Below are 24,562 nucleotides of genomic sequence, written 5' to 3'. Positions count from 1 at the left end.
CGCAGAACTGCGTGCACTGCAAGACCTGCGACATCAAGGACCCGACGCAGAACATCGTGTGGGTCACGCCGGAAGGCGGCGGCGGGCCGAATTATCCGAACATGTAACGCAACGCATCCCCGCGCCCGCGGGCGCGAACGAACCGGAGTGAGACGATGAGCAATGCAGCGAAAGAAGTCGTGGTGGTGAGCGGTGTCCGTACCGCGATCGGCGATTTCGGCGGGAGCCTGAAGGATTTCTCGCCGACCGATCTCGGCGCGAAGGTCGTGAGCGAAGTGCTGTCGCGCGCGAACGTGCCGGGCGATGCGGTCGGGCATGTCGTGTTCGGCCACGTCGTGAACACCGAGCCGAAGGACATGTATCTCGCGCGCGTCGCGGCGATCAACGGCGGCGTCGCGCAGCACACGCCGGCGCTCACCGTGAACCGCCTGTGCGGCTCCGGCCTGCAGGCGATCGTGTCGGCCGCGCAGACGATCATGCTCGGCGACGCCGACGTCGCGATCGGCGGCGGCTCGGAGAACATGAGCCGCGCGCCGTACACGGTGCCGGCCGCGCGCTTCGGCCAGCGCATGGGCGACGCAAAGCTCGTCGACATGATGCTCGGCGCGCTGCACGACCCGTTCCAGACGATCCACATGGGCGTGACCGCGGAGAACGTCGCCAAAAAGTACGGCATTTCGCGTGATGCGCAGGATGCGCTCGCGCTCGAATCGCATCGTCGCGCGGCGCGCGCGATCGCCGAAGGCCGCTTCAAGGACCAGATCCTGCCGATCTCGATCCGCACGAAGAAGGGCGAGGTCGCGTTCGACACCGACGAGCACGTGCGTCACGACGCCGGCCCGGACGACTTCACGAAGCTGAAGCCGGTGTTCGTGAAGGAGGACGGCACGGTGACGGCCGGCAACGCGTCGGGGATCAACGATGCGGCCGCCGCGGTGCTGATGATGAGCGCGGATGCCGCGCGCGCGCAGGGCGTGAAGCCGCTCGCGCGTCTCGTCGCGTACGCGCATGCGGGCGTCGATCCGGCGTACATGGGCATCGGCCCGGTGCCGGCCACGCAGAAGGCGCTCGAGCGCGCGGGCCTGAAGATCACCGATCTCGACGTGATCGAGGCGAACGAGGCGTTCGCCGCGCAGGCGTGCGCGGTCACGCAGGAGCTTGGTCTCGATCCGGCCAAGGTCAACCCGAACGGCTCGGGCATTTCGCTCGGTCACCCGATCGGCGCGACCGGCGCATTGATCACGGTCAAGGCGCTGTACGAGCTGAAGCGCATCGGCGGGCGTTACGCGCTCGTGACGATGTGTATCGGCGGCGGCCAGGGGATTGCGGCGATCTTCGAGAACATCTGATAATCGACCGCTCAGCACCCGAATACACAGGAATCGTCATGGCAATCGAAACCGTCGGCGTCGTGGGCGCCGGAACCATGGGCAACGGCATTGCGCAAACCGCGGCCGTTGCAGGACTCAACGTCGTGATGATCGACGTCAGCGACGCGGCGCTCGACAAGGGCGTCGCCGCCCTGAAGGGCAGCCTCGAGCGGCTCGTGTCGAAGGACAAGCTCGACGCCGGCGCACGCGACGCCGCGCTCGCGCGCATCACGACGTCGACCGACTACGCGAAGCTCGCCGCGGTCGACATCGTGATCGAAGCCGCGACCGAGAACGTCGAGCTGAAGAGCCGCATCCTGAAGCAGATCGAGTCGGTCGCGCGGCCTGACGCGATCATCGCGACCAACACGTCGTCGATCTCGATCACGTCGCTCGCGGCGCTGCTCGCCGATCCGTCGCGCTTCGTCGGCATGCACTTCTTCAACCCGGTGCCGCTGATGCCGCTCGTCGAGATCATCCGCGGGCTGCAGACGAGCGACGCGACCGCGTCGGCGGTGCGCGCGCTGACCGAGCGTTTCGACAAGTCGCCGATCGGCGTGCGCAACGCGCCGGGCTTCGTCGTGAACCGGATCCTCGTGCCGATGATCAACGAAGCGTTCTTCGTGCTGGCCGAAGGCATCGCGTCGGCCGAGGAGATCGACGCGGGGATGAAGCTCGGCGCGAACCATCCGATCGGGCCGCTCGCGCTGGCCGACCTCGTCGGGCTCGACGTGTGTCTCGCGGTGATGGACGTGTTCCTGAAGGACTTCGGCGACACGAAGTATCGTGCGTGCCCGCTGCTGCGCGAGATGGTGTCGGCAGGGCGGCTGGGGCGCAAGACGGGGCGGGGGGTGTACGACTACAGCAAGTAGGCGGCGCATCAGTGCCTCTTCGCGCGGCCGCCTTCGGGCGGCCGCGTGCTTTGCGCGGTGCGCTTACGCGTCGAGCGCCGCGAGGTCCCGCGGCAAGGGACGCTTGAACATCGCGAGCATCTGCCGGGCCGCCCTGCCGAGAGCCGGCCCGACGGCCATGTGCGCCGTCGAATGCGCGTCTTCCTGGTAGTTTCCCTTAAGTCCCCTCGTCGGGATTTTCCCCTAGCGCACCCCTGCGCACGCCACGCACGCCGCCTCGGCGCAATTCTCGTCCAATCCCGCACAGCCGCACCGGCACTGGTTTTCACGTCATTCGCACGGTTTCGGGGCAGTCATGCCTTTTTGCCCGCATTCGATGCATTACCAAAGGTATGGAAAAGCGCACAGAAAATGTATCTGGAGCGACGAAATTGGATTGATACGCTGCAGTCACTGAATCAGCGCCGTCAACCACGCGAGCGCGGCATCGAGCCCTGGCAGCAAGCCGGCAATCGATGGCGACACGTGCGGAGTTCGCGGTTTCCGTTACCAGTTAGTCGGGATGACAGAATGGCCCCAAATCTGACGTTTGCACCGGGCGACGTACTTCCCCCCGGAGCAATCTCCACCGACGGTGCGCCGTCGATCGCCCGGTCGAGCATCGCGACCGGAACCGACATCCTGACCGTCAAGCACCTGTCGAAGATCTTCGGTCCGAAGCCCGAGCGTGCGATCGAGCTGATGAAGCGCGGCGTCGGGCGCAACGAGATCTTCGCCGAAACCGGCAACATGGTGGCGGTCGACGACGTGAGCCTGAGCGTGCGGGCCGGCGAGATCTTCGTGATCATGGGGCTGTCGGGCTCGGGTAAATCGACGCTGGTACGTCTGCTCAACCGGCTGATCGAGCCGACGTCCGGGCAGGTGGTGCTCGAAGGCCGCGACATCGCGCCGATGTCGACGCCGGAATTGCGCGACGTTCGACGCCGGAAGATGGCGATGGTGTTCCAGTCGTTCGCGCTGCTGCCGAACCGGACCGTGCTCGACAACATCGCGTACGGGCTCGAGGTCGCGGGAATCAAGAAGGCGCAGCGCTACGAGGTCGCGCGTGCCGCGCTGGAGCGCGTCGGGCTCGGGTCGTACGAGAAGCTGCTGCCGAGCGAGTTGTCCGGCGGCATGCAGCAGCGCGTGGGCCTTGCCCGCGCACTCGCGGTGAACCCGTCGGTCCTGCTGATGGACGAGGCATTCTCCGCGCTCGATCCGCTGATCCGCTTCGAAATGCAGAACGAGCTGCTGCGCCTGCAGAAGGAAGAGCAGCGCACGATCGTGTTCATCTCCCACGATATCGAGGAGGCGGTGAAGATCGGCGGCCGCATCGGCATCATGAAGGACGGCTGCCTGATCCAGGTCGGCACGCCGGCCGAACTGATCCAGACACCGGCGGACGCCTACGTGCAGGACTTCTTCCGCAACGTCGACGTGTCGCGCTTCCTGAAGGCGTCGAGCCTGCTGACGAAGATCGAGCGCGGGCTGATTCAGTGCGACGCGGGCACGTCGTCCGACCGCTACCTGAACCGGTTGATCGACAGCGGCGCGGAATGCGGCTACGTGTGCGACGAGGCCGGCCATTACCTCGGCTGCGTGACGGCCGCCACACTGCACCGGTCCGGTGTCCGGCCGATTCGCGAGGCATTCCTGCCCGACTTCCATGCGGTGTCGATCGATACGGATCTGCATCGGCTCGCGTCGATCGCGCTGACCCGGCAGCACGACGTGCCGGTGACGGACGCGGCGGGACAACTGGCGGGCGTCGTGTCCTGCCGGACGATACTCAAGCAGATGATGCAACGGAGGGCAGCATGAACGCGTCGGTGATCGGGAAGTTCGCGGAAGACTTCGTCAACTTTCTGTTTCTGCATTTCCGCGGCGGTTTCGACACGTTTTCGGCGGGGCTCGGCGCGGTCGTGAAGCTGCTCGAAGACGGTCTCGCCGCCGTGCCGTTCATCGCGATGGTCGTGATCATGGTGGGGCTCGCGCTGTGGCGCCGCGGCATCGTGTTCTCGATCTTCGTCGGCCTCGCGCTGCTCGTCATCCATTACATGGGCTTGTGGGCACAGACGGTATCGACGCTCGCGCTCGTTACCGCGGCGACCTTCTTCAGCCTCGTGATCGGCGTCCCGCTGGGGATCTGGGGCGCGCGCAACAACCGGATCGGCATGATCCTGCGCTCGCTGCTCGACTTCATGCAGACGATGCCCGCGTTCGTGTACCTGATCCCGGCCGTGATCCTGTTCGGGCTCGGACGCGTGCCGGCGGTGATCGCGACGATCGTGTTCGCGATGCCGCCCGTCGTGCGGCTGACGACGCTCGGCATCCGGCAGGTCCGCGAGGAACTGATCGAAGCCGGCCGCTCGTTCGGCAGCACCGACTGGCAGCTGCTGTGGAAGATCCAGTTGCCGAACGCGCTGCCGTCGATCATGGCCGGCGTGAACCAGACGATCATGATGGCGCTGTCGATGGTGGTGGTTGCGTCGATGATCGGCGCGGGCGGCCTCGGCGAATACGTGCTGAGCGGCATTCAGCGTCTCGACATCGGGATCGGTTTCGAAGGCGGGCTGGGCGTCGTGCTGCTCGCGATCGTACTGGATCGCCTGACGGAAAGCTTCGGCGTGAAGGCGAAGAAGAAGGCGAAGAAGCCGATCGTGCGCGCCGGCAAGGCCGGCCCGCGTGGCGCGGCACGCACCTGACGAACAGGGCGGTCGAAGGCATTTGAAGGACGATGAAGCGTCGCGGCCACGGTGCCGCGGCGGAACCGGTGTAGCAGTGCGTGGAGACCGGAAACGCCGATCGAAGGCGTTCCTCACCCTTGAAAGACTCGCGTGATTAAAAAGGAGTACTAGATGAATACCCATACGTTCAAGTCGCTTCTGGCGAAACTTGCGGTATCGACGGTGGTGGCCTGCAGTGCAGGTGTGGGCGCGGCATCGGCGGCCGAGCCGGTCAAGATCGCGGTGACCAACTGGGCGGACGTGCTCGCGGTGGCGAACGTCGCGAAGTACGTGCTCGAGACGCAACTGAAGCAACCGGTGCAGTTCGTCCAGGCCGACATCGGCATCCAGTACCAGGGTGTCGCGCGTGGCGATCTCGACATCATGGTCGGGGGCTGGCTGCCGGTCACGCACGGGACCTACTACGCGAAGTACAAGAACGACCTGGACGACGTCGGCATCATCTACACCGGCGGCAAGAACGGCTGGGCGGTGCCAACCTACATTCCGGAATCGGAGCTGTCGTCGATCGCCGACCTGAGCAAGCCGGAAGTCAAGAGCAAGCTGAACGGCACGATCCAGGGCATCGAGCCGGGCGGCGGCCTGATGCAGGCATCCGAGAAGACCATCAAGGCGTACAACCTGGACGGCTACAACCTTCAGGCGTCGAGCGAGGCCGGCATGCTGGCGAGCGTGTCGCGTGCGTACCAGTCGAAGCAGTGGATCGTCGCAACGGTCTGGAGCCCGCACTGGCTGTTCCAGAAGTGGCAGATGCGTTACCTGAAGGATCCGAAGGGCACGCTGGGCGGCGAAGAGCAGATTCATGCGTTCGCGTCGAAGAAGTTCGCGGGCAAGTTCCCGCGCGCCGACGTGTTCTTCAAGCACCTGAAGCTGACGCTGGCCGATGTCGAGGCGATCGAGTTCGAGGGGAACAGCACGAACGACTACGCGAGCGCCGCGAAGAAGTTCGTCGATGCACACCCAGAGAAGCTCAAGGCCTGGCTGCAGCAGTAAAGCTGCGCCCCGGTGGCGCAGACGATGCGATCGGCGTCGTCCGCGCGAACCGGCGGGGCGTATCGCCCGAAGCCGATGGGCGGAGCCGCAACGATGGCGCCGGCCTCGCGATGTGCGGTACGCGCAGTCCATGCAGCATGTCACGAATCGCGTCGCGGAGTCAGCAAGTGAACGAGAACGCCCGCTTTTTTTCCGAAACGCTTCAGAGCCGGGATCCGGTGATCGCGTCGGAGATCGCGCTGGAGCTGCGTCGCCAGCAAACCCAGATCGAACTGATCGCATCTGAAAACATCGCGTCGGCGGCGGTGCTGGAAGCACAGGGCACCGTGCTGACGAACAAGTACGCGGAAGGCTATCCGTCGCGGCGGTACTACGGCGGTTGCGACCATGTCGACCGGATCGAGGCGCTCGCAATCGATCGCGCGTGCGCGCTGTTCGACGCGAGCCACGCCAACGTCCAGCCGCATTCGGGCGCGCAGGCCAACGGCGCGGTGATGCTCGCGCTCGTCAAGCCGGGCGACACGGTGATGGGCATGTCGCTCGATGCGGGCGGCCACCTTACGCACGGCGCGCGGTCCGCGCTGTCGGGGAAGTGGTTCAACGCGGTGCAGTACGGCGTGAACCGCGACACGCTGCGCATCGATTACGACGACGTGCGCCGGCTCGCCGAGCGGCATCGCCCGAAGCTGATCATCGCCGGTTACTCCGCGTATCCGCGCGCGCTCGACTTCGCCGCGTTTCGCGAGATCGCCGACAGCGTCGATGCGAAGCTGATGGTCGACATGGCGCACATCGCGGGCATCGTCGCGGCCGGTCGGCATCAAAATCCGGTGCCGTTCGCCGACGTGGTGACGTCCACCACGCACAAGACGCTGCGCGGCCCGCGCGGCGGCTTCATCCTGACGAACCACGCCGAGGTCGCGAAGCAGATCGATTCGGCGGTGTTTCCGGGGTTGCAGGGCGGGCCGCTGATGCATGTCGTCGCCGGCAAGGCAGTGGCCTTTGCGGAAGCGCTTCGGCCGGAATTCACCCGCTATATCGACCGGATGTTGCGCAACGCGCAGGCGCTCGCGCGCGTGCTGACGGCCGGCGGCCTGACGCTCGTCACGGGCGGTACCGACAACCACCTGCTGCTGGTCGACCTGCGCGCCCGGCGCATCACCGGCGCGCAGGCCGAGAAGGCGCTGGAGCGCGCGGGCATCACCTGCAACAAGAACGGGGTTCCGTTCGATACGGAAAACCCGACCGTCACGTCCGGCATCCGGCTCGGTACGCCGGCCGGCACCACGCGCGGCTTCGGAACCGCGCAGTTCGAGCAGATCGGCGAAATGATCCTGGCAGTGATGGCTGCGCTCGTGCGCGATCCGAACGGCGACGAAGCGGTCGAGCGGTCGGTACGGACCCGCGTGCGCGACCTGTGCAGCCAGTTTCCCGTCTACGCGCACGCGGAGGCGTTCGCCTGATCCGGGAATCGGTCTGAACCTCGAACATCGTTCGGATCACGTAGTGAATCGATCGGCGTCGCTGCGCGTATGCAGCGACGTACCGACGACGTTGTGTCGAATTGCCGGTTTCCTGCCTGACGGGCGGGAACCTGGTGCAACCACTTGATTGAGGAATCGAAAATGAGCTTCGAGGGCGTACACACTCCGCTGGTCACCCCGTTCGACGCGGACGGCGAAATCAACCACGAACTGCTGGGCCGGCATGCGGCCGATCTTGCGGGCCGGGTATCCGGCCTGGGCATCGGCGGGACGACGGGCGAATACTACGCATTGAGCTTCGACGAGCGCGTGCGCACGTTCGACACGGTCGCCGCCGCGGCCGGCGGCAAGACGTTCCTGACCGCGGGCATCAACGCGACCACGACGAAGGAGGTGCTGCGCCTCGGCCGTGAAGCGAAGCGCGCGGGGCTGAACGCGTTGCTCGTGGCGGCGCCGTACTATGCGCAGCCGACCCAGCAGGAACTGCTCGCGCACCTGCTCGCGGTCGACGACGCGCTCGACATGCCGATCATGCTGTATAACTTCCCGGCCCGCACGGGCACCGAAATCGGCGACGACATTCTCGAGACGCTGCTCGAGCGCAAGAACTTCGTCGCGATGAAGGAAAGCACCGGCGACATCGCGCATCTGCATCACCTGTCGACGCATTTCAGCGGCCGGCTCGTGCTGAGCTGCGGGATGGACGATCAGGCGCTCGAGTTCTTCGCGTGGGGCGCGCGCAGCTGGGTCGGCGGCGCATCGAACTTCCTGCCGGAAGCGCACACCGACCTGTTCGACGCATGCGTGAAGCGCGGCGATTTCGCGACCGGTCGCAAGCTGATGGCCCGACTGCTGCCGGTACTCGAACTGCTCGAGCGCAGCGGCAAGTTCATTCAGTACGTGCGCTACGGCTGCGAGCTGGCCGGGCTGCCGGTCGGCGTCGCGCGCGCGCCGCTCGGCGCGTTGTCGGGCGACGAGCGCGACGCGTTCGCGGAGCTCGTCAAGCCGCTTCTGCGCGACGGCCGGTAATCCGTCATGGGCTCGACTCTGGAATTCGCGCGGTTTCCGGCGCCGGACGGGATGAACGGGTGGTGGGAGAGCCTTCCGCCCGCACCGGACGCCAATGCCGTCAAGTCGGACAGCCGGTTCGACTGGGTCGTCGTCGGCGGCGGCATCACCGGGCTTTGTGCCGCGCGCCGGCTGGCGGAGCTGGCACCCGGTGCGTCCATCGCGCTCGTGGAGGCCGACCGGATCGGCCGCACCACGTCCGGGCGCAATTCCGGATTCTTCGTCGACCTGCCGCACGACATCAGCAGCGAAAGCTATTCGCGCAGCATCGACGAGGATCGTGCGGACGTGCGGTTTCAGCGGCACGGCATCGACTATGTGCGCGAGATCGTGCGGCGTTTCGGCATCGACTGCGACTGGCGCGACGACGGCAAATTCCACGCGTCGGTCAACCGGAAGGGCGCGGCCGCGCTCGCGCATTTCGCCGACGGGCTGTCGCGCATCGGCGAAGCATTCGAATGGCTCGATCAGCCGGCGATCCAGGCCGTGACCGGCACCGGGTTCTACACGGGCGCGCTGTTCACGCCGGGCTGCAGCACCGTGCAGCCGGCGGCGCTGATGCGCGGGCTGGCGGCGACGCAACCGGCGAACGTGACGGTGTTCGAGCTCAGCCCGGTGAAGCGGATCGAACCGCGCGGCGACACGCGCGTACTGCATTTCGCCGGCGGCACGATCGTCGCGAAGCAGGTGATCCTGTGCACCAACGCATACGCGGCGACCTTCGGCATGCATTCGAACGGTTTGCTGCCGGTCTATACGTTCGCGTCGCTCACGCGCCCGATGAACCCCGACGAAGTGGCGAGACTCGGCGGCACGCGCTCGTGGGCGCTGATTCCGGCCGATCCGATGGGCACGACGGTGCGGCGCCTGGTCACCGATCGCATTTGCGTGCGCAACCATTTCGCGTTCCGGCCGGACGTGAAGCTGTCGCAGGCCGATCTCGCGAAATCGCGGCATCTGCATCAGCGCTCGTTCGAGCGCCGCTTCCCGATGCTCGGCGGCGTCGAGCTCGAATATACGTGGGGCGGGCCGCTGTGCCTGTCCTCGAACAACGGTGCGCTGTTCGGCAGGCGCGACGACGGCCTCTACGAGGCGATCGGCTGCAACGGCCTCGGGCTGAGCCGCGGGTCGGCCTCCGGCAAGCTGATCGCCGAATACGCGCTCGGCGGATCGAACAGCCTCGTGCAGCAGTTGCTGAAGCAGCCGCATCCGCGTCCGCTGCCGGTTCGGCCGCTCGTCGACCTGGCCGTGTCGGCGACGATCTGGGCCAAGGAATTCTCGGCTGGTGCCGAGCTTTGATTTTTGAGGAAACGACATGACGACCCATCAGGATTGGAAACAGAAGGCGAACGCGTTGTCGCTCGACGGTCGTGCGTTCATCGCGGGGCAGCGCAGCGCGGCAGCGTCGGGTGAGACGTTCGCGACGCTCAACCCCGCTTCCGGCAACGCGCTCGCCGAGGTCGCGCGATGCGGCGAACGCGACGTCGACCGCGCGGTCGCGGCCGCGCGCGACGCGTTCGAATCGGGCGTCTGGTCGAAGGCCGCGCCCGCGCACCGCAAGGCGGTGCTGCTGCGCGTCGCGCAACTGATCGACGAGCATGCCGAAGAGCTCGCGCTGCTCGAGGCGCTGGAAGCCGGCAAGCCGATCGGCGAATGCCTGGGGCTCGACATTCCCGAGTCGGCCGCGTGCATCCGCTGGCATGCGGAAGTGACGGACAAGCGCTACGACGCGTTGTCGCCTTCCGGCGCCGGCGTCGTCAGCATGGTCACGCGCGAGCCGATCGGCGTCGTCGGCGCGGTGCTGCCGTGGAATTTCCCGGCGCTGATGCTCGCATGGAAAATCGGCCCCGCGCTGTCGGTGGGCAACAGCGTGGTCGTGAAGCCGGCCGAGCAGACGTCGCTGTCGACGCTGCGCATCGCGGATCTCGCGATGGAAGCCGGCGTGCCGCCGGGCGTGTTCAGCGTCGTCACGGGGTTCGGCGCCGAGGCCGGCGAGGCGATCGGCCGGCATCCGGACGTCGATCTCGTCGCGTTCACCGGTTCGACCGCCACCGGCAAGCGGTTCCTGCACTACTCGGCCGATACGAACCTGAAGCGCGTCGTGCTCGAGTGCGGCGGCAAGAATCCGCAGGTCATCCTGCCGGACGTCGCGAACCTCGACGCGGTGGCCGAGCAGGCAGTTGCGGCCGCGTTCTGGAACATGGGCGAGAACTGCAGCGCCGGCTCGCGGATCCTCGTTCCGTCGAGCCGCAAGGCGGAACTGCTGGAGAAGGTCCAGGCGGTGCTCGCCGGCTGGAAGACCGGCGATCCGCTCGATCCGGACGTGAAGCTCGGCGCGCTGATCGAACAGAAGCATTACGAGAAGGTGCTCGGCCATATCGAACAGGCGAAGGCGGAAGGCGCGCGCGTGGTATGCGGCGGGCGCGCGATCCTCGCGGAGACGGGCGGCTGGTTCGTCGAGCCGACGATCTTCGATCAGGTGACGCCGGAGATGCGCATCGCGCGCGACGAGGTGTTCGGGCCGGTCGTGTGCTTCATCGAATACGACGACGTCGACGACGCGGTGCGGATCGCGAACGATACGTGCTACGGGCTGGCCGCGTCGCTGTGGACCGACAACGTGAACAGCGCGCACAAGGTCGCCGCGCGGATTCGTGCGGGGACGGTCACGGTGAACTGCTTCGGCGAAGGCGACCTGTCGACGCCGTTCGGCGGCTTCAAGCAGTCGGGGTTCGGCGGCCGCGACAAGTCCGTGTACGCACACGATCAATATTGCGAGTTGAAGACCACCTGGTTGAAGCTCGACTAAGTGGGGCGCGCGCCGCGCACGCTGCACCCCGGGGCCGCGCGGCCCAGGCTGCAGGTTGCGGCGAAACCGTTTCGGCGGCTTGTCGAGCCGCCGATCGGCTGCGATGTTGTCCTGCACCATGTCGCGCGAGTATGGCCAGCGCCCGCTCGGCCGGCGAGAATGGCGCACGCGGCGCGCGACAGAACGAACGACGCTACGCCGCGTCGGCATCACGTATGGTGCGCTGCGCCCCCGCGCCGCGCAGTGGCCTGGCGCGGGGGCGGATGGGCGGCACCACGGCGCGCCTTGCCGTCTCCATCATCGCGCCGATAATGGCGACGCAGTGCACAATCGAGCGAGAATGGCGTCATCGCGACGCCGCCCGGCCGACTCGCAAGCCGTAATATTCAGATAATCGAAAGGCTTGCGATGAGCCTGCTCGCAGGCAGCCGATGGGGACTGCCGTCGACGAATGCGCTGACGCTGCGTCCGACCTCCGTTTTGAGAGTGAAAGCCATGTTGAAGAAGCAATTGTTTGCAGACCGACTCCTCGCGCAGATGCCGTCGCTTCGCGCGCTGCGGTGTTTCGTGACGGCGGCGCGCTACGAGAGCTTCACCCAGGCGGCCGAGGTGCTGTGCGTGACGCAGGCCGCGATCAGCCGGCAGATCAAGGAACTCGAGGATTCGCTCGACGTCGCTCTGTTCGAGCGCACCGGCCGGCATATCGCGCTGACGGATGCGGGGCGCGTCCTCTACAACGCGTCGTACCTGTCGATCATGAACATCGCCGAGGCGGCGGAGGCGGTGCGCCGCACCGACAGGCACGCGCTGATGATCTGCGTGTCGCATACGTTCTCGGCGCTCTGGCTGTCGTCGCGGCTGCCCGCGTTTCGCGAGCGGTTTCCGGATATCCGGCTGAACGTGATCGTCACCGAACACTTCATGGAACTCGACGGGCTCATCGAGCCCGATGTGATCATCACGAAGAACCCGCCGCGCGAGCCCGAGTTCGAAGCCGAGCCGCTGTTTCACGACATCGTGTATCCGGTTTGCAGCCCGTCCTTTCACGAACGCCATTTTCGCGGCCGGTCGCTGAAGCCGCTGGACCTGCTGTCGTGCCCGACCCTGAACCTGTCGATGCTCGGCCGCGCGCAGGTGTGCGAGCACGTCGATTGGCGCGTGTGGCGCAACTGGTTCCAGCAAGGCGACGGTACCGACACGCTGACCGAGAACAAATATCTGGAAAGCAACGACTACCGGTTGCTCGTCGCCCAGGCCGAGGCCAGCGAGGGGACGCTGCTGGGCTGGCATCACCTCGTGCACCGGCAGATCGAGCAAGGCACCCTGGTGCGTCCGGTACAGGACGTGCTGGTGTTCCGCGATCGCCATCACTATCTGATCACGCACCGGAATGCGCAGCCGCGCGAGGAATACCGGCTGTTCCGGAAGTGGCTGGGCGACGAGGTCGGCGTGATGATGCGCGGCTGGCTCGATGCCGGGGTCGAGATCGGTCAATAGCACGCTGCCCCCGCACCACGCGTTCGTCAGATGAAACCTGCGTCCGCAACCCCCAAAGGCTATCGCCGTCTGATCCCGTCCGTGACGGCGCTCGTCGAGTTCGAGGCGGTCGCCCGCCTCGGCAGCTTCACGCTGGCCGCGCACGAACTCGGCGTCACGCAGGCCGCGGTGAGCCGGCAGATCAAGTTCCTCGAGGACCTGCTCGGCACGCGCCTGTTCCATCGGCTGCATCGCTCGATCGAACTGACCGACGAGGGTGCGGCGCTGTACCGGGTGATGGCCGAGTCGATGCAGAAGATCGCCGGCGTGTTCGACCGTCTGACGAGCGGCCCGATCCGGCAGGAACTCGTCCTCGCGGCGACCTCCGCGTTCTCGCATTTCCGGCTGCTGCCGCGGCTTGCCGCACTGAAGGCCGCACAGCCCGAGTTGCAGCTTCGTCTCGCGACGCTGATGTTTACCGCCGATCTGCGCCACAACGAAATCGACATCGCGGTGCGCTACGGGAACGGTCGCTGGGCCGACGGCACCGCGATCCGCCTGTTCGACGAAGAAGTCTTTCCCGTCTGCTCGCCGGCCTGGCTGCGGCAGCACGGCGCGCCGGAATCGCTGGCGGAACTCGCCGCCGTCGCGCTGGTGGAGTCCGATTCGACGTCCGAGGGCTGGATGGGGTGGGAGGCGTGGTTCCATGCCGCCGGCTTTCGGCCCGACCGGTTGAATTACGCGCTGCGCTGCAGCTTATATACCGATGCGATCGATGCCGTCCGCTATGGTCATGGTGTCGCGCTCGGCTGGGGGCGGCTCGTCCACGACCTGCTCGACGCCGGGGAACTGGTGCGGTTGCCGGTGGCGTCCTTGCAGATGACGGACGCCTATTACATCCTGGTGCCGCACGGGAAGACGATCACGCCGGCGATCGACGGCCTCGTCGAATGGCTGCGCGCGGACGTCAGGCAGGACTGACGCAGGCGCGCCGGCAGACTTTCGCGGCGATTTTCGCTCTGTCCGCTTCGCATGATCCCAGGTAATACCAGAACGAAAATAAAGCGCGTTGACGCTCTTTTTCATCGATCCAATACTGAAATCGACGCGGAACATTCGAAGCCGCGCGATTTCACGAACCTTGGGATTGGAGAAAGACGATGTCCGAAGTGCAAGTCAAGACGCACGGCGACCTGATCCGCAGTCGCCAACCGGGCCACGGGATGCCCGGCGAACTGTTCGGCCGTCAGGACGTCTTCGAAACGGATGTCGAGATCTTCTTCCTGAAGCACTGGATCCTGGTTGGCGTGACGGCCGACGTTCCGGAGCCCGGCGACGTGTCGACCGTTGACATCGGCAAGTCGTCGATCTTCATCGTGCGCGACGACGACGAGAACGTCCGAACCTACCGGAACGTGTGCCGTCACCGTGGCGCGCGCATGAAGGAGGCGGGGAAGTCGACCGTTGGAATGCTCGTGTGTCCTTATCATCAATGGACGTACGACCTCGATGGCACGCTGCGCCACGCGACGCACATGGGCAAGGATTTCGACACGACCTGCCGCAGCCTGATTCCGGTGAAGACGCGCATCATCGGCACGCACATCTTCGTGTGCCTCGACGACGATGCACCCGAGGACATCGCGAAGCTCGAGGACACGATGGCGCCGCGCTTCGCGCCGTACGACCTGCGGCATACAAAGATCGCGTTCGAGCAGGAGATCGTCGAGCACGGCAACTGGAAGCTGGTGATCGAGAACAACCGCGAGTGCTATCACTGCGCGGGCACCCATCCCGAGCTGACCGCGTCGTTCCTGCCCGAGGATTTTGGCTTCTGCCCGGAAAACCTCACGGACGAACAGCTTCGGGCGTTCGAGGAATACCAGGCGCGCAACGCCAGCTGCCAGGCGAACTGGGCGCGCGAAGGCTTCCTCGGCTCGGCCGTCGAATGGCTCGATGAGGATGCCGTCACGCAGTTCAGGACGCAGCAGCTCGTGATCGCCGGCGCGGGCGAATCGCAGACGATCAGCACGAAGGTGGCGAGCACGAAGCTGTTCGGCGACCTGCAACGGCGCGATCTCGGCGATACGCATCTGTGGACGCACAATTCGTGGACCCACGTGATGAGCGACCACGCGGTGATTTCGTACATCATCCCGCTCGCACCGGACAAGACGCTCGTGCGCACGAAATGGCTCGTCCATGCCGACGCGGTCGAGGGCGTCGATTACACGCTGTCGGATCTGACCGAGGTATGGGTCGCGACGAATACGCAAGACAAGCACCTCGTCGAGATCACGCACGCGGGCACCCAGGATCCTGCGTATGCGCCGGGCGTGTTCTCGCCGTTCACCGAGGCTTACGTCGACCGGTTCTCGCGCTGGTACGGCGCGCGGTTGAGCGCGCACGGGATCTGATGGAGGCGAGACGCGTCGGGAGGGCGATTTCGGATCCTTTCTCAGCGGTGTGCGATGCCGGCCCGATTGACGTTGACTTCTCCTGGCCCATCGGTCCGCTCGGCTGACCGGTCCCGCCTCGCGGGATTTCAGAATTGAAACTTCGATTCCATATCTGAGCCGGTACGAAGCCGGCCTACGCGCCCGAGCCCCATCCATCAACGCCGTCCGTGTGATATTCGATGTGGCCTGCTTCTTGCCTTTACGAGACGACATGCTCGATGTGCTCTCGTCCGACCGTTCTCTCCTGACGAAACGAACCGCACAGTTCGAGGCGACCCGCTTTTCAATCGTAAGGTGAATGCAATGACTGACTACGGCAAACGAAACACGGTTTCCGGGAACGATGCGCGTCGCGTTGCGCGCGAACGCGCGTTGGAAGCAGATCGATCCGCGCCGACGCGCGAATCGTCCGGTGAACGCCGCCGCGATACGAACTGGGCGTGGGCAAAGGGAACGGCCGGCTACGACTGGATGGATCACGCACCGCTGTTCGATCACCGCGATTGATCCTGTCGCGAGCGCGGTTCGTGCCACGGGCTCGCCGTGCTTCGACCGACGACCGGACCGGCCGGCGAGCGGTCCCTTATTTCCGTTTGGTCGGCTGGATGCTATTCGTCGTCGCGATGTCGATAGCGACCATCCGGCGATCTGGCGAACATGTCGACTGGCGAAAGCCGCGACGATGCAACCGCGAATGACCGACGCGACGATCCGAACGCCGCCCAATGAAGCAGGCGGGCGGAGCACGGCGCGGCGGCGAACTCAATTCAACCATTCACTATCCATGGCCGCCGTGACGCCTACCCCCATCCAGTCCATCCTGATCGCGAACCGCTCGGAAATCTCGATCCGCGTGATGCGTGCCGCCGCCGAACTGAATATGCGTACGGTGGCGGTGTATTCGAAGGAAGACCGCCTCGCGCTGCATCGCTTCAAGGCGGACGAGAGCTACCTGATCGGCGAAGGCAAGAAGCCGCTCGCCGCGTATCTCGACATCGACGACATCCTGCGCGTCGCGCGGCAGGCTAAGGTCGACGCGATCCATCCCGGCTACGGCTTCCTGTCGGAGAACCCCGATTTCGCGCAGGCCGTGATCGACGCCGGCATTCGCTGGATCGGCCCGTCGCCGGAAGTGATGCGCACGCTCGGCAACAAGGTGGCCGCGCGCAACGCGGCGATCGCCGCCGGAGTGCCCGTGATGCCCGCGACCGCGCCGCTGCCGGACGATCTCGACGCATGCCGCGCGCTGGCCGCGCAAGTCGGCTATCCGCTGATGCTGAAGGCGAGCTGGGGCGGCGGCGGACGCGGGATGCGCGTGCTGGAAAGCGATCAGGATCTCGAAACACTGCTGCCCGTCGCGCGCCGGGAGGCGCTGGCCGCGTTCGGCAACGACGAGGTATACGTCGAGAAGCTCGTGCGCAATGCGCGGCACGTCGAGGTGCAGGTGCTCGGCGACCTGCACGGCACGGTCGTGCATTTGTACGAGCGCGACTGCACGGTGCAGCGGCGCAACCAGAAGGTGGTCGAGCGGGCGCCGGCGCCGTATCTCGACGACGCGGGCCGGCAGGCGCTGTGCGAATCGGCGCTGCGCCTGATGCGCGCGGTTGGTTATACGCATGCAGGCACCGTCGAATTCCTGATGGACGCCGACACCGGCCAGTTCTACTTCATCGAGGTGAACCCGCGCATCCAGGTCGAGCATACGGTGACCGAGATGATCACCGGCATCGACATCGTGAAGGCGCAGATCCGCATCACCGAAGGCGGCCGGATCGGCCTCGCCGAGGACGCGACGGACGGCGACGGCACGCTCGTCGCGCGCGCGGCCGGCGTGCCGGAGCAGCAGGCGATTCCGCTGAATGGCAACGCGTTGCAATGCCGGATCACGACCGAGGACCCGGAGAACGACTTCCTGCCCGACTACGGGCGGCTCACGGCCTATCGCAGCGCGGCGGGCTTCGGCGTGCGCCTCGACGCCGGCACCGCCTACGGTGGCGCGGTGATCACGCCGTACTACGACTCGCTGCTGGTCAAGGTGACGACCTGGGCGCCGACGGCCGCCGAATCGATCCACCGGATGGATCGCGCGCTGCGCGAGTTCCGGATCCGCGGCGTCACGTCGAACCTGCAGTTCCTCGAGAACGTGATCAATCACCCGGCCTTCATCGCGGGCGACGTGACGACGCGCTTCATCGACAGGACGCCGGAGCTGCTCGCATTCGCGAAGCGCGGCGATCGCGCGACGAAGCTGCTGCGCTATCTCGGCGAGCTGAACGTGAACGGCAACGCCGAGATGAGCGGCCGCACGCTGCCGGCATTGCCGCTGCCGAAACCCGTGCTGCCGAAGGTCGATACGGCGGTGGCGATTCCGGCCGGCACGCGCGATCGACTGCGCGAGCTCGGCCCCGAGAAGTTCGCGCGCTGGATGCTCGACCAGAAGCAGGTGCTGCTGACCGACACGACGATGCGCGATGCGCACCAGTCGCTGTTCGCGACGCGCATGCGCACGGCCGACATGCTGCCGATCGCGCCGTTCTACGCACGCGAGCTGTCGCAGCTGTTCTCGCTCGAATGCTGGGGCGGCGCGACCTTCGACGTCGCGCTGCGCTTCCTGAAGGAAGACCCGTGGGAGCGGCTCGCGCTGCTGCGCGAACGCGTGCCGAACATCCTGTTCCAAATGCTGCTGCGCGGCTCGAACGCGGTCGGCTACACGAACTACGCGGACAACGTCGTGCGCTTCTTCGTGCAGCAGGCCGCGAGCGCGGGCGTCGACGTGTTCCGCGTGTTCGATTCGCTGAACTGGGTGCGCAACATGCGCGTGGCGATCGATGCGGTCGGCGAGAGCGGGATGCTCTGCGAAGGCGCGATCTGCTACACCGGCGACCTGTTCGACACGTCGCGCTCGAAATACGACCTCAAGTACTACGTCGGCATCGCGCGCGAGCTGCAGCGGGCCGGCGTGCACGTGCTCGGCATCAAGGACATGGCCGGCATCTGCCGCCCGCAGGCGGTCGCGACACTCGTGAAGGCGCTCAAGGAAGAAACCGGGCTGCCGGTGCATTTCCATACGCACGACACGAGCGGGATCGCCGCGGCGTCGGTGCTCGCGGCGGTCGGTGCGGGCTGCGACGCGGTGGACGGCGCGCTCGACGCGATGAGCGGGCTCACGTCGCAGCCGAACCTGTCGAGTATCGCGGCGGCGCTGGCCGGCAGCGAACGCGATCCCGGGCTGGATCAGGACCGCCTGCACGAAGCGTCGATGTACTGGGAAGGCGTGCGCCGTTATTACGCGCCGTTCGAATCGGAGATTCGCGCGGGCACGGCCGACGTCTACCGTCACGAGATGCCCGGCGGCCAGTACACGAACCTGCGCGAGCAGGCGCGCTCGCTCGGCATCGATCATCGCTGGACCGAGGTGTCGCGTGCGTATGCGGACGTCAATCGCCTGTTCGGCGACATCGTGAAGGTCACGCCGACGTCGAAGGTGGTCGGCGACATGGCGCTGATGATGGTCGCGAACGACCTCGGCGTGGACGACGTGCGCAATCCGGACAAGGACATCGCGTTCCCCGAGTCGGTCGTGTCGCTGTTCAAGGGCGAGCTGGGTTTCCCGCCCGACGGCTTCCCGGCGGACCTGTCGCGCAAGGTGCTCAAGAGCGAACCGCCGGCGCCGTATCGTCCCGGCGATCAGCTTCCGCCGGTCGACCTCGACGCGGCACGCAAGCAGGCCGAGACCGCGTGCGAACGCCCGCTGGACGACCGGCAGCTCGCGTCCTACCTGACGTATCCGAAGCAGACGGTCGACTATTACGCGCACGTTCGCGCCTACAGCGACACGTCGGTCGTGCCGACGCCGGCGTTCCTGTACGGGCTGCAGCCGCAGGAAGAAGTGGCGATCGACATCGAGCCGGGCAAGACGCTGCTCGTGTCGCTGCAGGGTCAGCACGCCGACGCGCAGGATGGCATCGTGAAGGTGCTGTTCGAACTGAACGGCCAGTCGCGTTCCGCGCTGGTCGAGCAGAAGAGCGTCGTGCAGGCGGGCAAGGAGCGTCATGGCCTGCAGCGTGCCGATCCGGCCAATCCGCTGCATGTCGCCGCGCCGATGCCGGGCTCGGTGGTCACGGTCGCCGTGCAGCCGGGGCAGCGTGTGTCGGCCGGCACGACGCTGATCGCGCTCGAGGCGATGAAGATGGAAACGCACATCGCGGCGGAGCGCGACTGCGAGATCGCGGCCGTGCATGTGAAGCCGGGCGAGCGAGTCGCGGCGAAGGATCTGCTGATCGAGCTGAAAGACCCGGCGCAATGACGGTTGCCGCGCCCGGTCGTATTCGCGAAGCCGATCGGGTGCAGCCGCGAGGATCGCGAACCGCGCGAGCGGTTCGGCCAGATGCGCGAGCGTGCGATGGAAGCGCTGCGGCTCGTCCCTTACGCGCGCTCGACGAGCGGCTACACGGCTGCCGTGCCGAAGCACGCGTTGCAGGCGGCGCGCGACGTGTGCGCGATATCGGCGGCCGGGTCGTTGATGTCGGCGATCGGCTCGGGCGGGCGACGCGGGCGGCATGGCAAGCGCGGCGACGCCTGGCGTGCGTCGATGCCCCGGCCGTCGATCGCTCCCGCGCCGGCCCGCAGCACGCACGACGCATGGATGGCGGTGTGTCGCGCGCGCGTCCGGCGTCGCAGGTCGTTGCGTCTAGACGTTGATGACGCCGCGCCCGAGCTCGACCACGCGACCGCCGACGCTGATTTCACCGTTCGAGCTGACCGACAACCGCAGCAGGCAAGGCCGGCCGACGGCTTCACCCTGTTCGACCTGAAACGCGGCGGGCAGCGCGTGATGGGCCGGGTCATCTCGATCTCGTGTGAGAGGGGCGTGCTGGTCGGGGCGCGCGAGCATCGCCCGGATGTCGGGATGCTTCGGCACGATCCTGCATTCTGCCGGACCGAGCGCATCGATCGATGCGCCGTCGCTCGGCATTTCAATTTTCGTGCATCATCAGGGTTCTCCGCTTCGGCCCGGCCACGCGAATTTTCGCAACGATCGCGCCAATTTTTTCGCCGGAGCAGACGGCCGCCTGCGAATCCGGAATCGTCCGGTTCAATCACAACGACGCCGTGCCCATGCAACACAGGTCGTGTTCAGTGTCGCTCAACGCTTGCAGCATCCTGCATGCAGGAGGAAGACATGGCATCCGACGGAAGCCACCTGAAAACCGGGGGTGGACTCGCGAACGCATCGGCGGGCACCGCTTCGCCGCAAACCATGCTGGACGCGCTCGCACGCGGCGTGGAACACCTGCTGATCCCGGCCGACACGCCGTGGCCCACGGCGCAGCTCTACCTCGCGGACAACGACCGACCGTGGAAATTCTCCGCTGTCCTGGTCGCGATCGTCGCGCGGCGCGATCCGACGATCCTGCTGACCAAGCGATCGTCGGGGCTCAGCGAATACTCGTCGCACGTGAGTTTTCCCGGCGGACGTCCGGCGGAATCGGACACCAGCATCGGCGCGACCGCGCTGCGCGAGGCGTTCGAGGAAATCGGCCTCGCGCCCGATGCGGTGCGGATGATCGGAAGCCTGCCGATTCATAAAACGAGAAAGCGCAATCACGCCATTTTTCCCGTGATCGGCTTCGTGTCGGAAACAGCCGCATGGGAAGCCGCACCCGCTGAAGTCGAGGCGATCTTCGAGTTTCCGTTTTCGACGCTGCTGAATCCCGATCTGCCGCGGCAATACGGCGACGGCGAACGCGCCGGCGCCTGGTACTGGGCGGATCAGACGCAGGACATCTGGGGCGTGACCGCGTTCATCCTGAAATCGCTGGCGGGTCTGGTGCGCGATGCCGCGGGCGGAGAGTGTGCACGTCCCGACTAGTTTCACGCACGGGGCCTCGGGCCCGCCGAGTCACGCGTGCCGCTCGCGGCGCGTCGCTCAGTGTGACGACACGAACACCGCATCCTCGAACGCCGCCGGAATCGCGAACTGCGCACGCATGCGCTTCGTCTCCTGCGCGGGCGTGAGCCCGAACAGCCGCTTGAATTCCCGGCTGAACTGCGACGGGCTCGCATAACCGACCGCATGGCCGGCCGCCTCTGCGGTCAGGTCCTGGCGCACCATCAGCAAGCGCGCCTGATGCAACCGCGTCGACTTCAGGTACTGCATCGGCGACACCTGCGTGATCGCCTTGAAGTGGCTATGGAAGCTCGGCACGCTCATGCCGGCTTCCGCGGCCAGTTGCGCGACGTCGAGCGATTGCGCGTAGTCGGCATGAATCAGGCGCAGCGAACGGCCGATCCGGCCGAACTGTCCGCGCATCGCCAGCGCGTTGCGCATGGCGCTGCCCTGCGCGCCGGTGAGCACGCGGAAATACAGTTCGCGCAGCAACCCGCGGCCGAGTATCGCCGCTTCGAGCGGCCGGTGCAGCGCTTCGACGAAACGCAGCACGGTCGCCTGCATCGCGTCGTCCATCGGCGTCGACATCATGCTTCTCGGCGCCTGCACGGGTTCGGCGATCCCTTCGCGGTCGATCTGCGCGGCCAGTTCGGCGGCCATCGGGAAATCGAGGTGCAGATACAGCGCGAGCAGCGGGTGCGCCGCCGTTGCGTCGGTTTCCATGCTGAACGGGACGGGCACCGAGACGGCCAGGTAGTGGGCCTCGTCGTACAGGTAGCGCTCGCCGCCGAAATAGCCGCGCTTGCTGCCCTGGCAGACGATCACGATGCCCGGGTCGTACAGCACCGGCGTGCGCGACAGCGCGCGGTTCGAGCGCAGGATGCGCACGCTCGGCAGTGCGGTCAGGTTGTAGCCTTCGTCCGGCGCCAATGCATGCAGCAACGCGATCAGGTGTTGGCGGCTGCGCGCGGGCAGCCGCGGCGATCGGGACGAAGAGGGCGCGGTGCTCATAGTTTTGTGCAAGAAAATCAGCGGAACCGGGCTTAGGTTACGTGGATCGTCAGACTAGTATGCATGCTTCGATCGACATTCGGGAGAAGCTCACATGGCATCCGGCACTATCATGCTCATCACCGGCGTCAGCAGCGGCTTCGGCCGCGCGCTCGCACAAGCGGCGCTGGCCGCGGGTCATACGGTGGTCGGCACCGTGAGAAGCGAAGCGGCGAAGCGGGCGTTCGAAGCGCTGTCCCCGCATGCGGCCATCGGGCGCGTGCTCGACGTGACCGACTTCGAGCGCATCGACGGCGTCGTCGCGGCGATCGAGTCGAGCGTCGGGCCCGTCGACGTGCTGGTGAACAACGCCGGTTACGGGCACGAAGGCATCATGGAGGAGTCGCCGCTGTCGGAGATGCGCCGACAGTTCGACGTGAACGTATTCGGCGCCGTCGCGATGATGAAGGCCGTCGTGCCGTTGATGCGCGCACGCCGGCGCGGCCGCATCCTGAACATCACGTCGATGGGCGGCCACATCACGATGCCCGGCATTGCCTATTACTGCGGCAGCAAGTTCGCGCTGGAAGGGATTTCCGAGACGCTCGGCAAGGAGCTCGAGCCGTTCGGCATCGCGGTGACCGCCGTGGCGCCGGGCTCGTTCCGCACCGACTGGGCCGGCCGTTCGATGACGCGCACGCCGCGCTCGATCGCCGATTACGACGCGCTCTTCGAGCCGATCCGTCACGCGCGCGAGGAGAACAGCGGCCGTCAGTTGGGCGATCCCGCGAAGGCCGCGCGTGCCATGCTCGCGGTCATCGAGGCGGACCATCCGCCGGCCCATCTGTTGCTCGGCAGCGATGCGCTTCGGCTCGTGCGCGCCAAATGGTCGGCGCTGGAAGACGACATGCGCGCGTGGGAGGCGGTGACCGTGTCGACGGACGGTTGAGGCACGAGGGTCGGGGCGTGCGAAATCGCACGGTTAGTTGCGTTGAATGGTCAAGTCTCGGGATGCGAGCACACCGCTTCGAGGTTGTGCCCGTCCGGACCGGTGACGAACGCGGCATGGTCGTTCGCGCCACACATCGTCGTTGCCCGCGGAGAACCGATACACGGCGGTATGCAATTGGCTTCATGACACGGTCGCGGTTTTCCGCTACAACACTCAGGTGCCGCATCGACCGGCGCGGTGTGCCGCCGCGTCGCAGTTCGACACCGACATCCGCCCGGGTGGCCGGCCGGCACGTGACGTTCACCTACCCCAAAGGAGCCTGAAGCCATGCCTTACATCACCACGAAGGACAGCGTCGACATCTTCTACAAGGACTGGGGCCCGAAGGATGCGCAGCCGATCATGTTCCACCACGGCTGGCCGCTGTCTTCCGACGACTGGGATGCCCAGCTGCTGTTCTTCGTTCAGAAGGGCTATCGCGTGGTCGCGCACGATCGTCGCGGCCACGGCCGGTCGGCGCAGGTTTCCGACGGCCACGACATGGATCACTACGCGGCGGACGCGTTCGCGGTGGCCGAAGCGCTCGACCTGCGCAACGCGGTCCATATCGGCCACTCGACCGGCGGCGGCGAAGTCGCGCGCTACGTGGCCCGCCACGGCGAGCCGGCAGGCCGCGTCGCGAAGGCGGTGCTGGTCAGCGCGGTGCCGCCGCTGATGCTGAAGACCGATGCGAACCCGGAAGGCCTGCCGCTCGAGGTCTTCGACGGCTTCCGCAAGGCGCTTGCCGACAATCGCGCGCAGTTCTTCCTCGACGTGCCGTCGGGCCCGTTCTACGGCTTCAACCGGCCGGGCGCGACGGTGCATCCGGGCGTGATCCAGAACTGGTGGCGCCAGGGCATGATCGGCAGCGCGAAGGCGCACTACGAAGGCATCAAGGCGTTCTCGGAAACGGACCAGACCGAAGACCTGCGGTCGATCTCGGTGCCGACGCTCGTGTTGCACGGCGAAGACGACCAGATCGTGCCGATTGCCGATTCGGCGCTGAAGTCGGTCAAGCTGCTGAAGAACGGCACGCTGAAGACGTATCCGGGGTATTCGCACGGGATGCTGACGGTCAACGCCGATGTGCTGAACGCCGACCTGCTGGCCTTCGTCCAGTCGTAACGCTGGCGGCGCAAGCCCGTTCTCGCGGGCTGCGCCGCGCTGGCCGGTGATGCCGGCCAGCCTCCTTCCGCTTCGCCGGCGGGTTTGACCGGCTACGCGGAACGATGCTGCCGGCACGACACCGCGAAGTCGCCACGGCGCCGCGTAGCGTTCGGCTCGCTACCGTCGATTCCCCCTCGATGCACCGCACGATTGCGGCCAGTCGCCAGTCGCCAGTCGCCCACCGCCCACCGCCCCCCACCCCCACCCCCCCCCCCCCCCCCCCACCCC

Annotated in this window: 19 protein-coding genes and 1 pseudogene; 18 read left to right on the top strand and 2 right to left on the bottom strand. The window is 66.5% G+C overall.

All coding sequences use genetic code 11. The annotated features are described in order from the left end of the window. From DIE12_RS36760 to DIE12_RS36695, 15 genes are all read left to right on the top strand, one after another. The coding region (locus DIE12_RS36760) for a 4Fe-4S dicluster domain-containing protein (protein ID WP_141667388.1) at window positions 1-107 on the top strand (107 nt) is incomplete at its 5' end. A gap of 48 nt (window positions 108-155) precedes the next feature. Continuing rightward, complete coding sequence (gene bktB, locus DIE12_RS36755; protein WP_044848466.1) at window positions 156-1,349, top strand: beta-ketothiolase BktB; 1,194 nt, start codon at window positions 156-158, stop codon at window positions 1,347-1,349. Between the two features lie 38 nt (window positions 1,350-1,387). Then, window positions 1,388-2,242, top strand: a complete 855-nt coding sequence (locus DIE12_RS36750; protein ID WP_124485735.1) for a 3-hydroxybutyryl-CoA dehydrogenase — start codon at window positions 1,388-1,390, stop codon at window positions 2,240-2,242. A gap of 549 nt (window positions 2,243-2,791) precedes the next feature. After that, window positions 2,792-4,081, top strand: coding sequence for a glycine betaine/L-proline ABC transporter ATP-binding protein (locus tag DIE12_RS36745; protein WP_044848468.1), 1,290 nt, complete (start codon window positions 2,792-2,794; stop codon window positions 4,079-4,081). Further along, the gene (locus tag DIE12_RS36740) at window positions 4,078-4,965 is read left to right on the top strand and encodes a proline/glycine betaine ABC transporter permease (RefSeq protein ID WP_124521614.1); all 888 of its coding nucleotides are present in this window, start codon (window positions 4,078-4,080) and stop codon (window positions 4,963-4,965) included. The genes DIE12_RS36745 and DIE12_RS36740 overlap by 4 nt, the downstream gene beginning before the upstream one ends. A gap of 153 nt (window positions 4,966-5,118) precedes the next feature. Next, window positions 5,119-6,000, top strand: coding sequence for a glycine betaine ABC transporter substrate-binding protein (locus DIE12_RS36735; protein ID WP_124521615.1), 882 nt, complete (start codon window positions 5,119-5,121; stop codon window positions 5,998-6,000). 137 nt (window positions 6,001-6,137) lie between these two features. Further along, window positions 6,138-7,463, top strand: coding sequence for a serine hydroxymethyltransferase (gene glyA / locus DIE12_RS36730; RefSeq protein WP_260429077.1), 1,326 nt, complete (start codon window positions 6,138-6,140; stop codon window positions 7,461-7,463). Window positions 7,464-7,625: 162 nt separating this feature from the next. Beyond that, on the top strand, window positions 7,626-8,513 hold the full coding sequence (locus DIE12_RS36725; RefSeq protein WP_124523980.1) for a dihydrodipicolinate synthase family protein: 888 nt from the start codon (window positions 7,626-7,628) through the stop codon (window positions 8,511-8,513). Between the two features lie 6 nt (window positions 8,514-8,519). Next, a complete protein-coding gene (locus DIE12_RS36720) occupies window positions 8,520-9,851 on the top strand; it encodes an FAD-binding oxidoreductase (RefSeq protein WP_124523979.1) in 1,332 nt (443 codons plus the stop codon). Window positions 9,852-9,867: 16 nt separating this feature from the next. After that, window positions 9,868-11,361: an aldehyde dehydrogenase gene (locus DIE12_RS36715; RefSeq protein ID WP_124523978.1), complete on the top strand. Its 1,494-nt coding sequence runs from the start codon at window positions 9,868-9,870 to the stop codon at window positions 11,359-11,361. Between the two features lie 495 nt (window positions 11,362-11,856). Further along, window positions 11,857-12,858 (top strand): LysR substrate-binding domain-containing protein, encoded by a 1,002-nt coding sequence (locus DIE12_RS36710; RefSeq protein WP_124523982.1) that lies wholly within the window; start codon window positions 11,857-11,859, stop codon window positions 12,856-12,858. 30 nt (window positions 12,859-12,888) lie between these two features. Then, window positions 12,889-13,818: a LysR substrate-binding domain-containing protein gene (locus DIE12_RS36705; RefSeq protein WP_124523977.1), complete on the top strand. Its 930-nt coding sequence runs from the start codon at window positions 12,889-12,891 to the stop codon at window positions 13,816-13,818. A 179-nt stretch (window positions 13,819-13,997) separates the two neighbouring features. After that, on the top strand, window positions 13,998-15,254 hold the full coding sequence (locus DIE12_RS36700) for an SRPBCC family protein (protein WP_124523976.1): 1,257 nt from the start codon (window positions 13,998-14,000) through the stop codon (window positions 15,252-15,254). A gap of 414 nt (window positions 15,255-15,668) precedes the next feature. Continuing rightward, window positions 15,669-15,803 carry a hypothetical protein gene (locus tag DIE12_RS38885; protein WP_260426335.1) on the top strand — a complete coding sequence of 45 codons (135 nt, stop codon included), beginning with the start codon at window positions 15,669-15,671 and terminating at the stop codon, window positions 15,801-15,803. Window positions 15,804-16,080: 277 nt separating this feature from the next. Continuing rightward, entirely contained in the window at window positions 16,081-19,602 is a 3,522-nt protein-coding gene (locus DIE12_RS36695; protein WP_124523974.1) for a pyruvate carboxylase, read from the top strand. Window positions 19,603-19,986: 384 nt separating this feature from the next. Here DIE12_RS36695 and DIE12_RS38880 read toward each other — a convergent pair. Next, a pseudogene (locus tag DIE12_RS38880) lies at window positions 19,987-20,136 on the bottom strand (phenazine biosynthesis protein PhzC/PhzF); the annotation flags it as partial. On the opposite strand from DIE12_RS38880, the gene DIE12_RS38975 reads away from it, so the two are divergent. Next, window positions 20,131-21,168: a CoA pyrophosphatase gene (locus tag DIE12_RS38975; protein ID WP_311768019.1), complete on the top strand. Its 1,038-nt coding sequence runs from the start codon at window positions 20,131-20,133 to the stop codon at window positions 21,166-21,168. The pseudogene DIE12_RS38880 and the gene DIE12_RS38975 overlap by 6 nt on opposite strands. A 57-nt stretch (window positions 21,169-21,225) precedes the next feature. Here the strand turns inward: DIE12_RS38975 and DIE12_RS36680 are convergent, their stop codons facing one another. Continuing rightward, complete coding sequence (locus DIE12_RS36680; protein ID WP_124521628.1) at window positions 21,226-22,197, bottom strand: AraC family transcriptional regulator; 972 nt, start codon at window positions 22,195-22,197, stop codon at window positions 21,226-21,228. A 94-nt stretch (window positions 22,198-22,291) separates the two neighbouring features. Here DIE12_RS36680 and DIE12_RS36675 point away from each other — a divergent pair, with 94 nt between their 5' ends. Continuing rightward, window positions 22,292-23,125 carry an oxidoreductase gene (locus tag DIE12_RS36675; protein WP_124523973.1) on the top strand — a complete coding sequence of 278 codons (834 nt, stop codon included), beginning with the start codon at window positions 22,292-22,294 and terminating at the stop codon, window positions 23,123-23,125. A gap of 330 nt (window positions 23,126-23,455) precedes the next feature. After that, window positions 23,456-24,292, top strand: coding sequence for an alpha/beta fold hydrolase (locus DIE12_RS36670; RefSeq protein WP_044848485.1), 837 nt, complete (start codon window positions 23,456-23,458; stop codon window positions 24,290-24,292). Window positions 24,293-24,562 lie beyond the last annotated feature (270 nt).

The sequence above is a fragment of the Burkholderia sp. Bp9015 genome (assembly GCF_003853505.1).
Lineage (GTDB): Bacteria > Pseudomonadota > Gammaproteobacteria > Burkholderiales > Burkholderiaceae > Burkholderia.
The sequence above is the reverse complement of the archived record's forward strand: the minus strand, read 5'-3'. Positions and strand labels throughout refer to the sequence as shown.

What these genes read in the sequence shown, in the direction of transcription:
- DIE12_RS36675 (WP_124523973.1), top strand. Translation starts at nt 22,292, where the DNA reads ATGGCATCCGGCACTATCATGCTCATCACCGGCGTCAGCAGCGGCTTC.
- DIE12_RS36695 (WP_124523974.1), top strand. Translation starts at nt 16,081, where the DNA reads ATGGCCGCCGTGACGCCTACCCCCATCCAGTCCATCCTGATCGCGAAC.
- DIE12_RS36720 (WP_124523979.1), top strand. Translation starts at nt 8,520, where the DNA reads ATGGGCTCGACTCTGGAATTCGCGCGGTTTCCGGCGCCGGACGGGATG.
- DIE12_RS36725 (WP_124523980.1), top strand. Translation starts at nt 7,626, where the DNA reads ATGAGCTTCGAGGGCGTACACACTCCGCTGGTCACCCCGTTCGACGCG.
- DIE12_RS36700 (WP_124523976.1), top strand. Translation starts at nt 13,998, where the DNA reads ATGTCCGAAGTGCAAGTCAAGACGCACGGCGACCTGATCCGCAGTCGC.
- DIE12_RS36735 (WP_124521615.1), top strand. Translation starts at nt 5,119, where the DNA reads ATGAATACCCATACGTTCAAGTCGCTTCTGGCGAAACTTGCGGTATCG.
- DIE12_RS36715 (WP_124523978.1), top strand. Translation starts at nt 9,868, where the DNA reads ATGACGACCCATCAGGATTGGAAACAGAAGGCGAACGCGTTGTCGCTC.
- DIE12_RS36745 (WP_044848468.1), top strand. Translation starts at nt 2,792, where the DNA reads ATGGCCCCAAATCTGACGTTTGCACCGGGCGACGTACTTCCCCCCGGA.
- DIE12_RS38975 (WP_311768019.1), top strand. Translation starts at nt 20,131, where the DNA reads ATGGGCCGGGTCATCTCGATCTCGTGTGAGAGGGGCGTGCTGGTCGGG.
- DIE12_RS36670 (WP_044848485.1), top strand. Translation starts at nt 23,456, where the DNA reads ATGCCTTACATCACCACGAAGGACAGCGTCGACATCTTCTACAAGGAC.
- bktB (WP_044848466.1), top strand. Translation starts at nt 156, where the DNA reads ATGAGCAATGCAGCGAAAGAAGTCGTGGTGGTGAGCGGTGTCCGTACC.
- DIE12_RS36705 (WP_124523977.1), top strand. Translation starts at nt 12,889, where the DNA reads ATGAAACCTGCGTCCGCAACCCCCAAAGGCTATCGCCGTCTGATCCCG.
- DIE12_RS36740 (WP_124521614.1), top strand. Translation starts at nt 4,078, where the DNA reads ATGAACGCGTCGGTGATCGGGAAGTTCGCGGAAGACTTCGTCAACTTT.
- DIE12_RS36710 (WP_124523982.1), top strand. Translation starts at nt 11,857, where the DNA reads ATGTTGAAGAAGCAATTGTTTGCAGACCGACTCCTCGCGCAGATGCCG.
- DIE12_RS36680 (WP_124521628.1), bottom strand. Translation starts at nt 22,197, where the DNA reads ATGAGCACCGCGCCCTCTTCGTCCCGATCGCCGCGGCTGCCCGCGCGC.
- DIE12_RS36750 (WP_124485735.1), top strand. Translation starts at nt 1,388, where the DNA reads ATGGCAATCGAAACCGTCGGCGTCGTGGGCGCCGGAACCATGGGCAAC.
- glyA (WP_260429077.1), top strand. Translation starts at nt 6,138, where the DNA reads ATGTCACGAATCGCGTCGCGGAGTCAGCAAGTGAACGAGAACGCCCGC.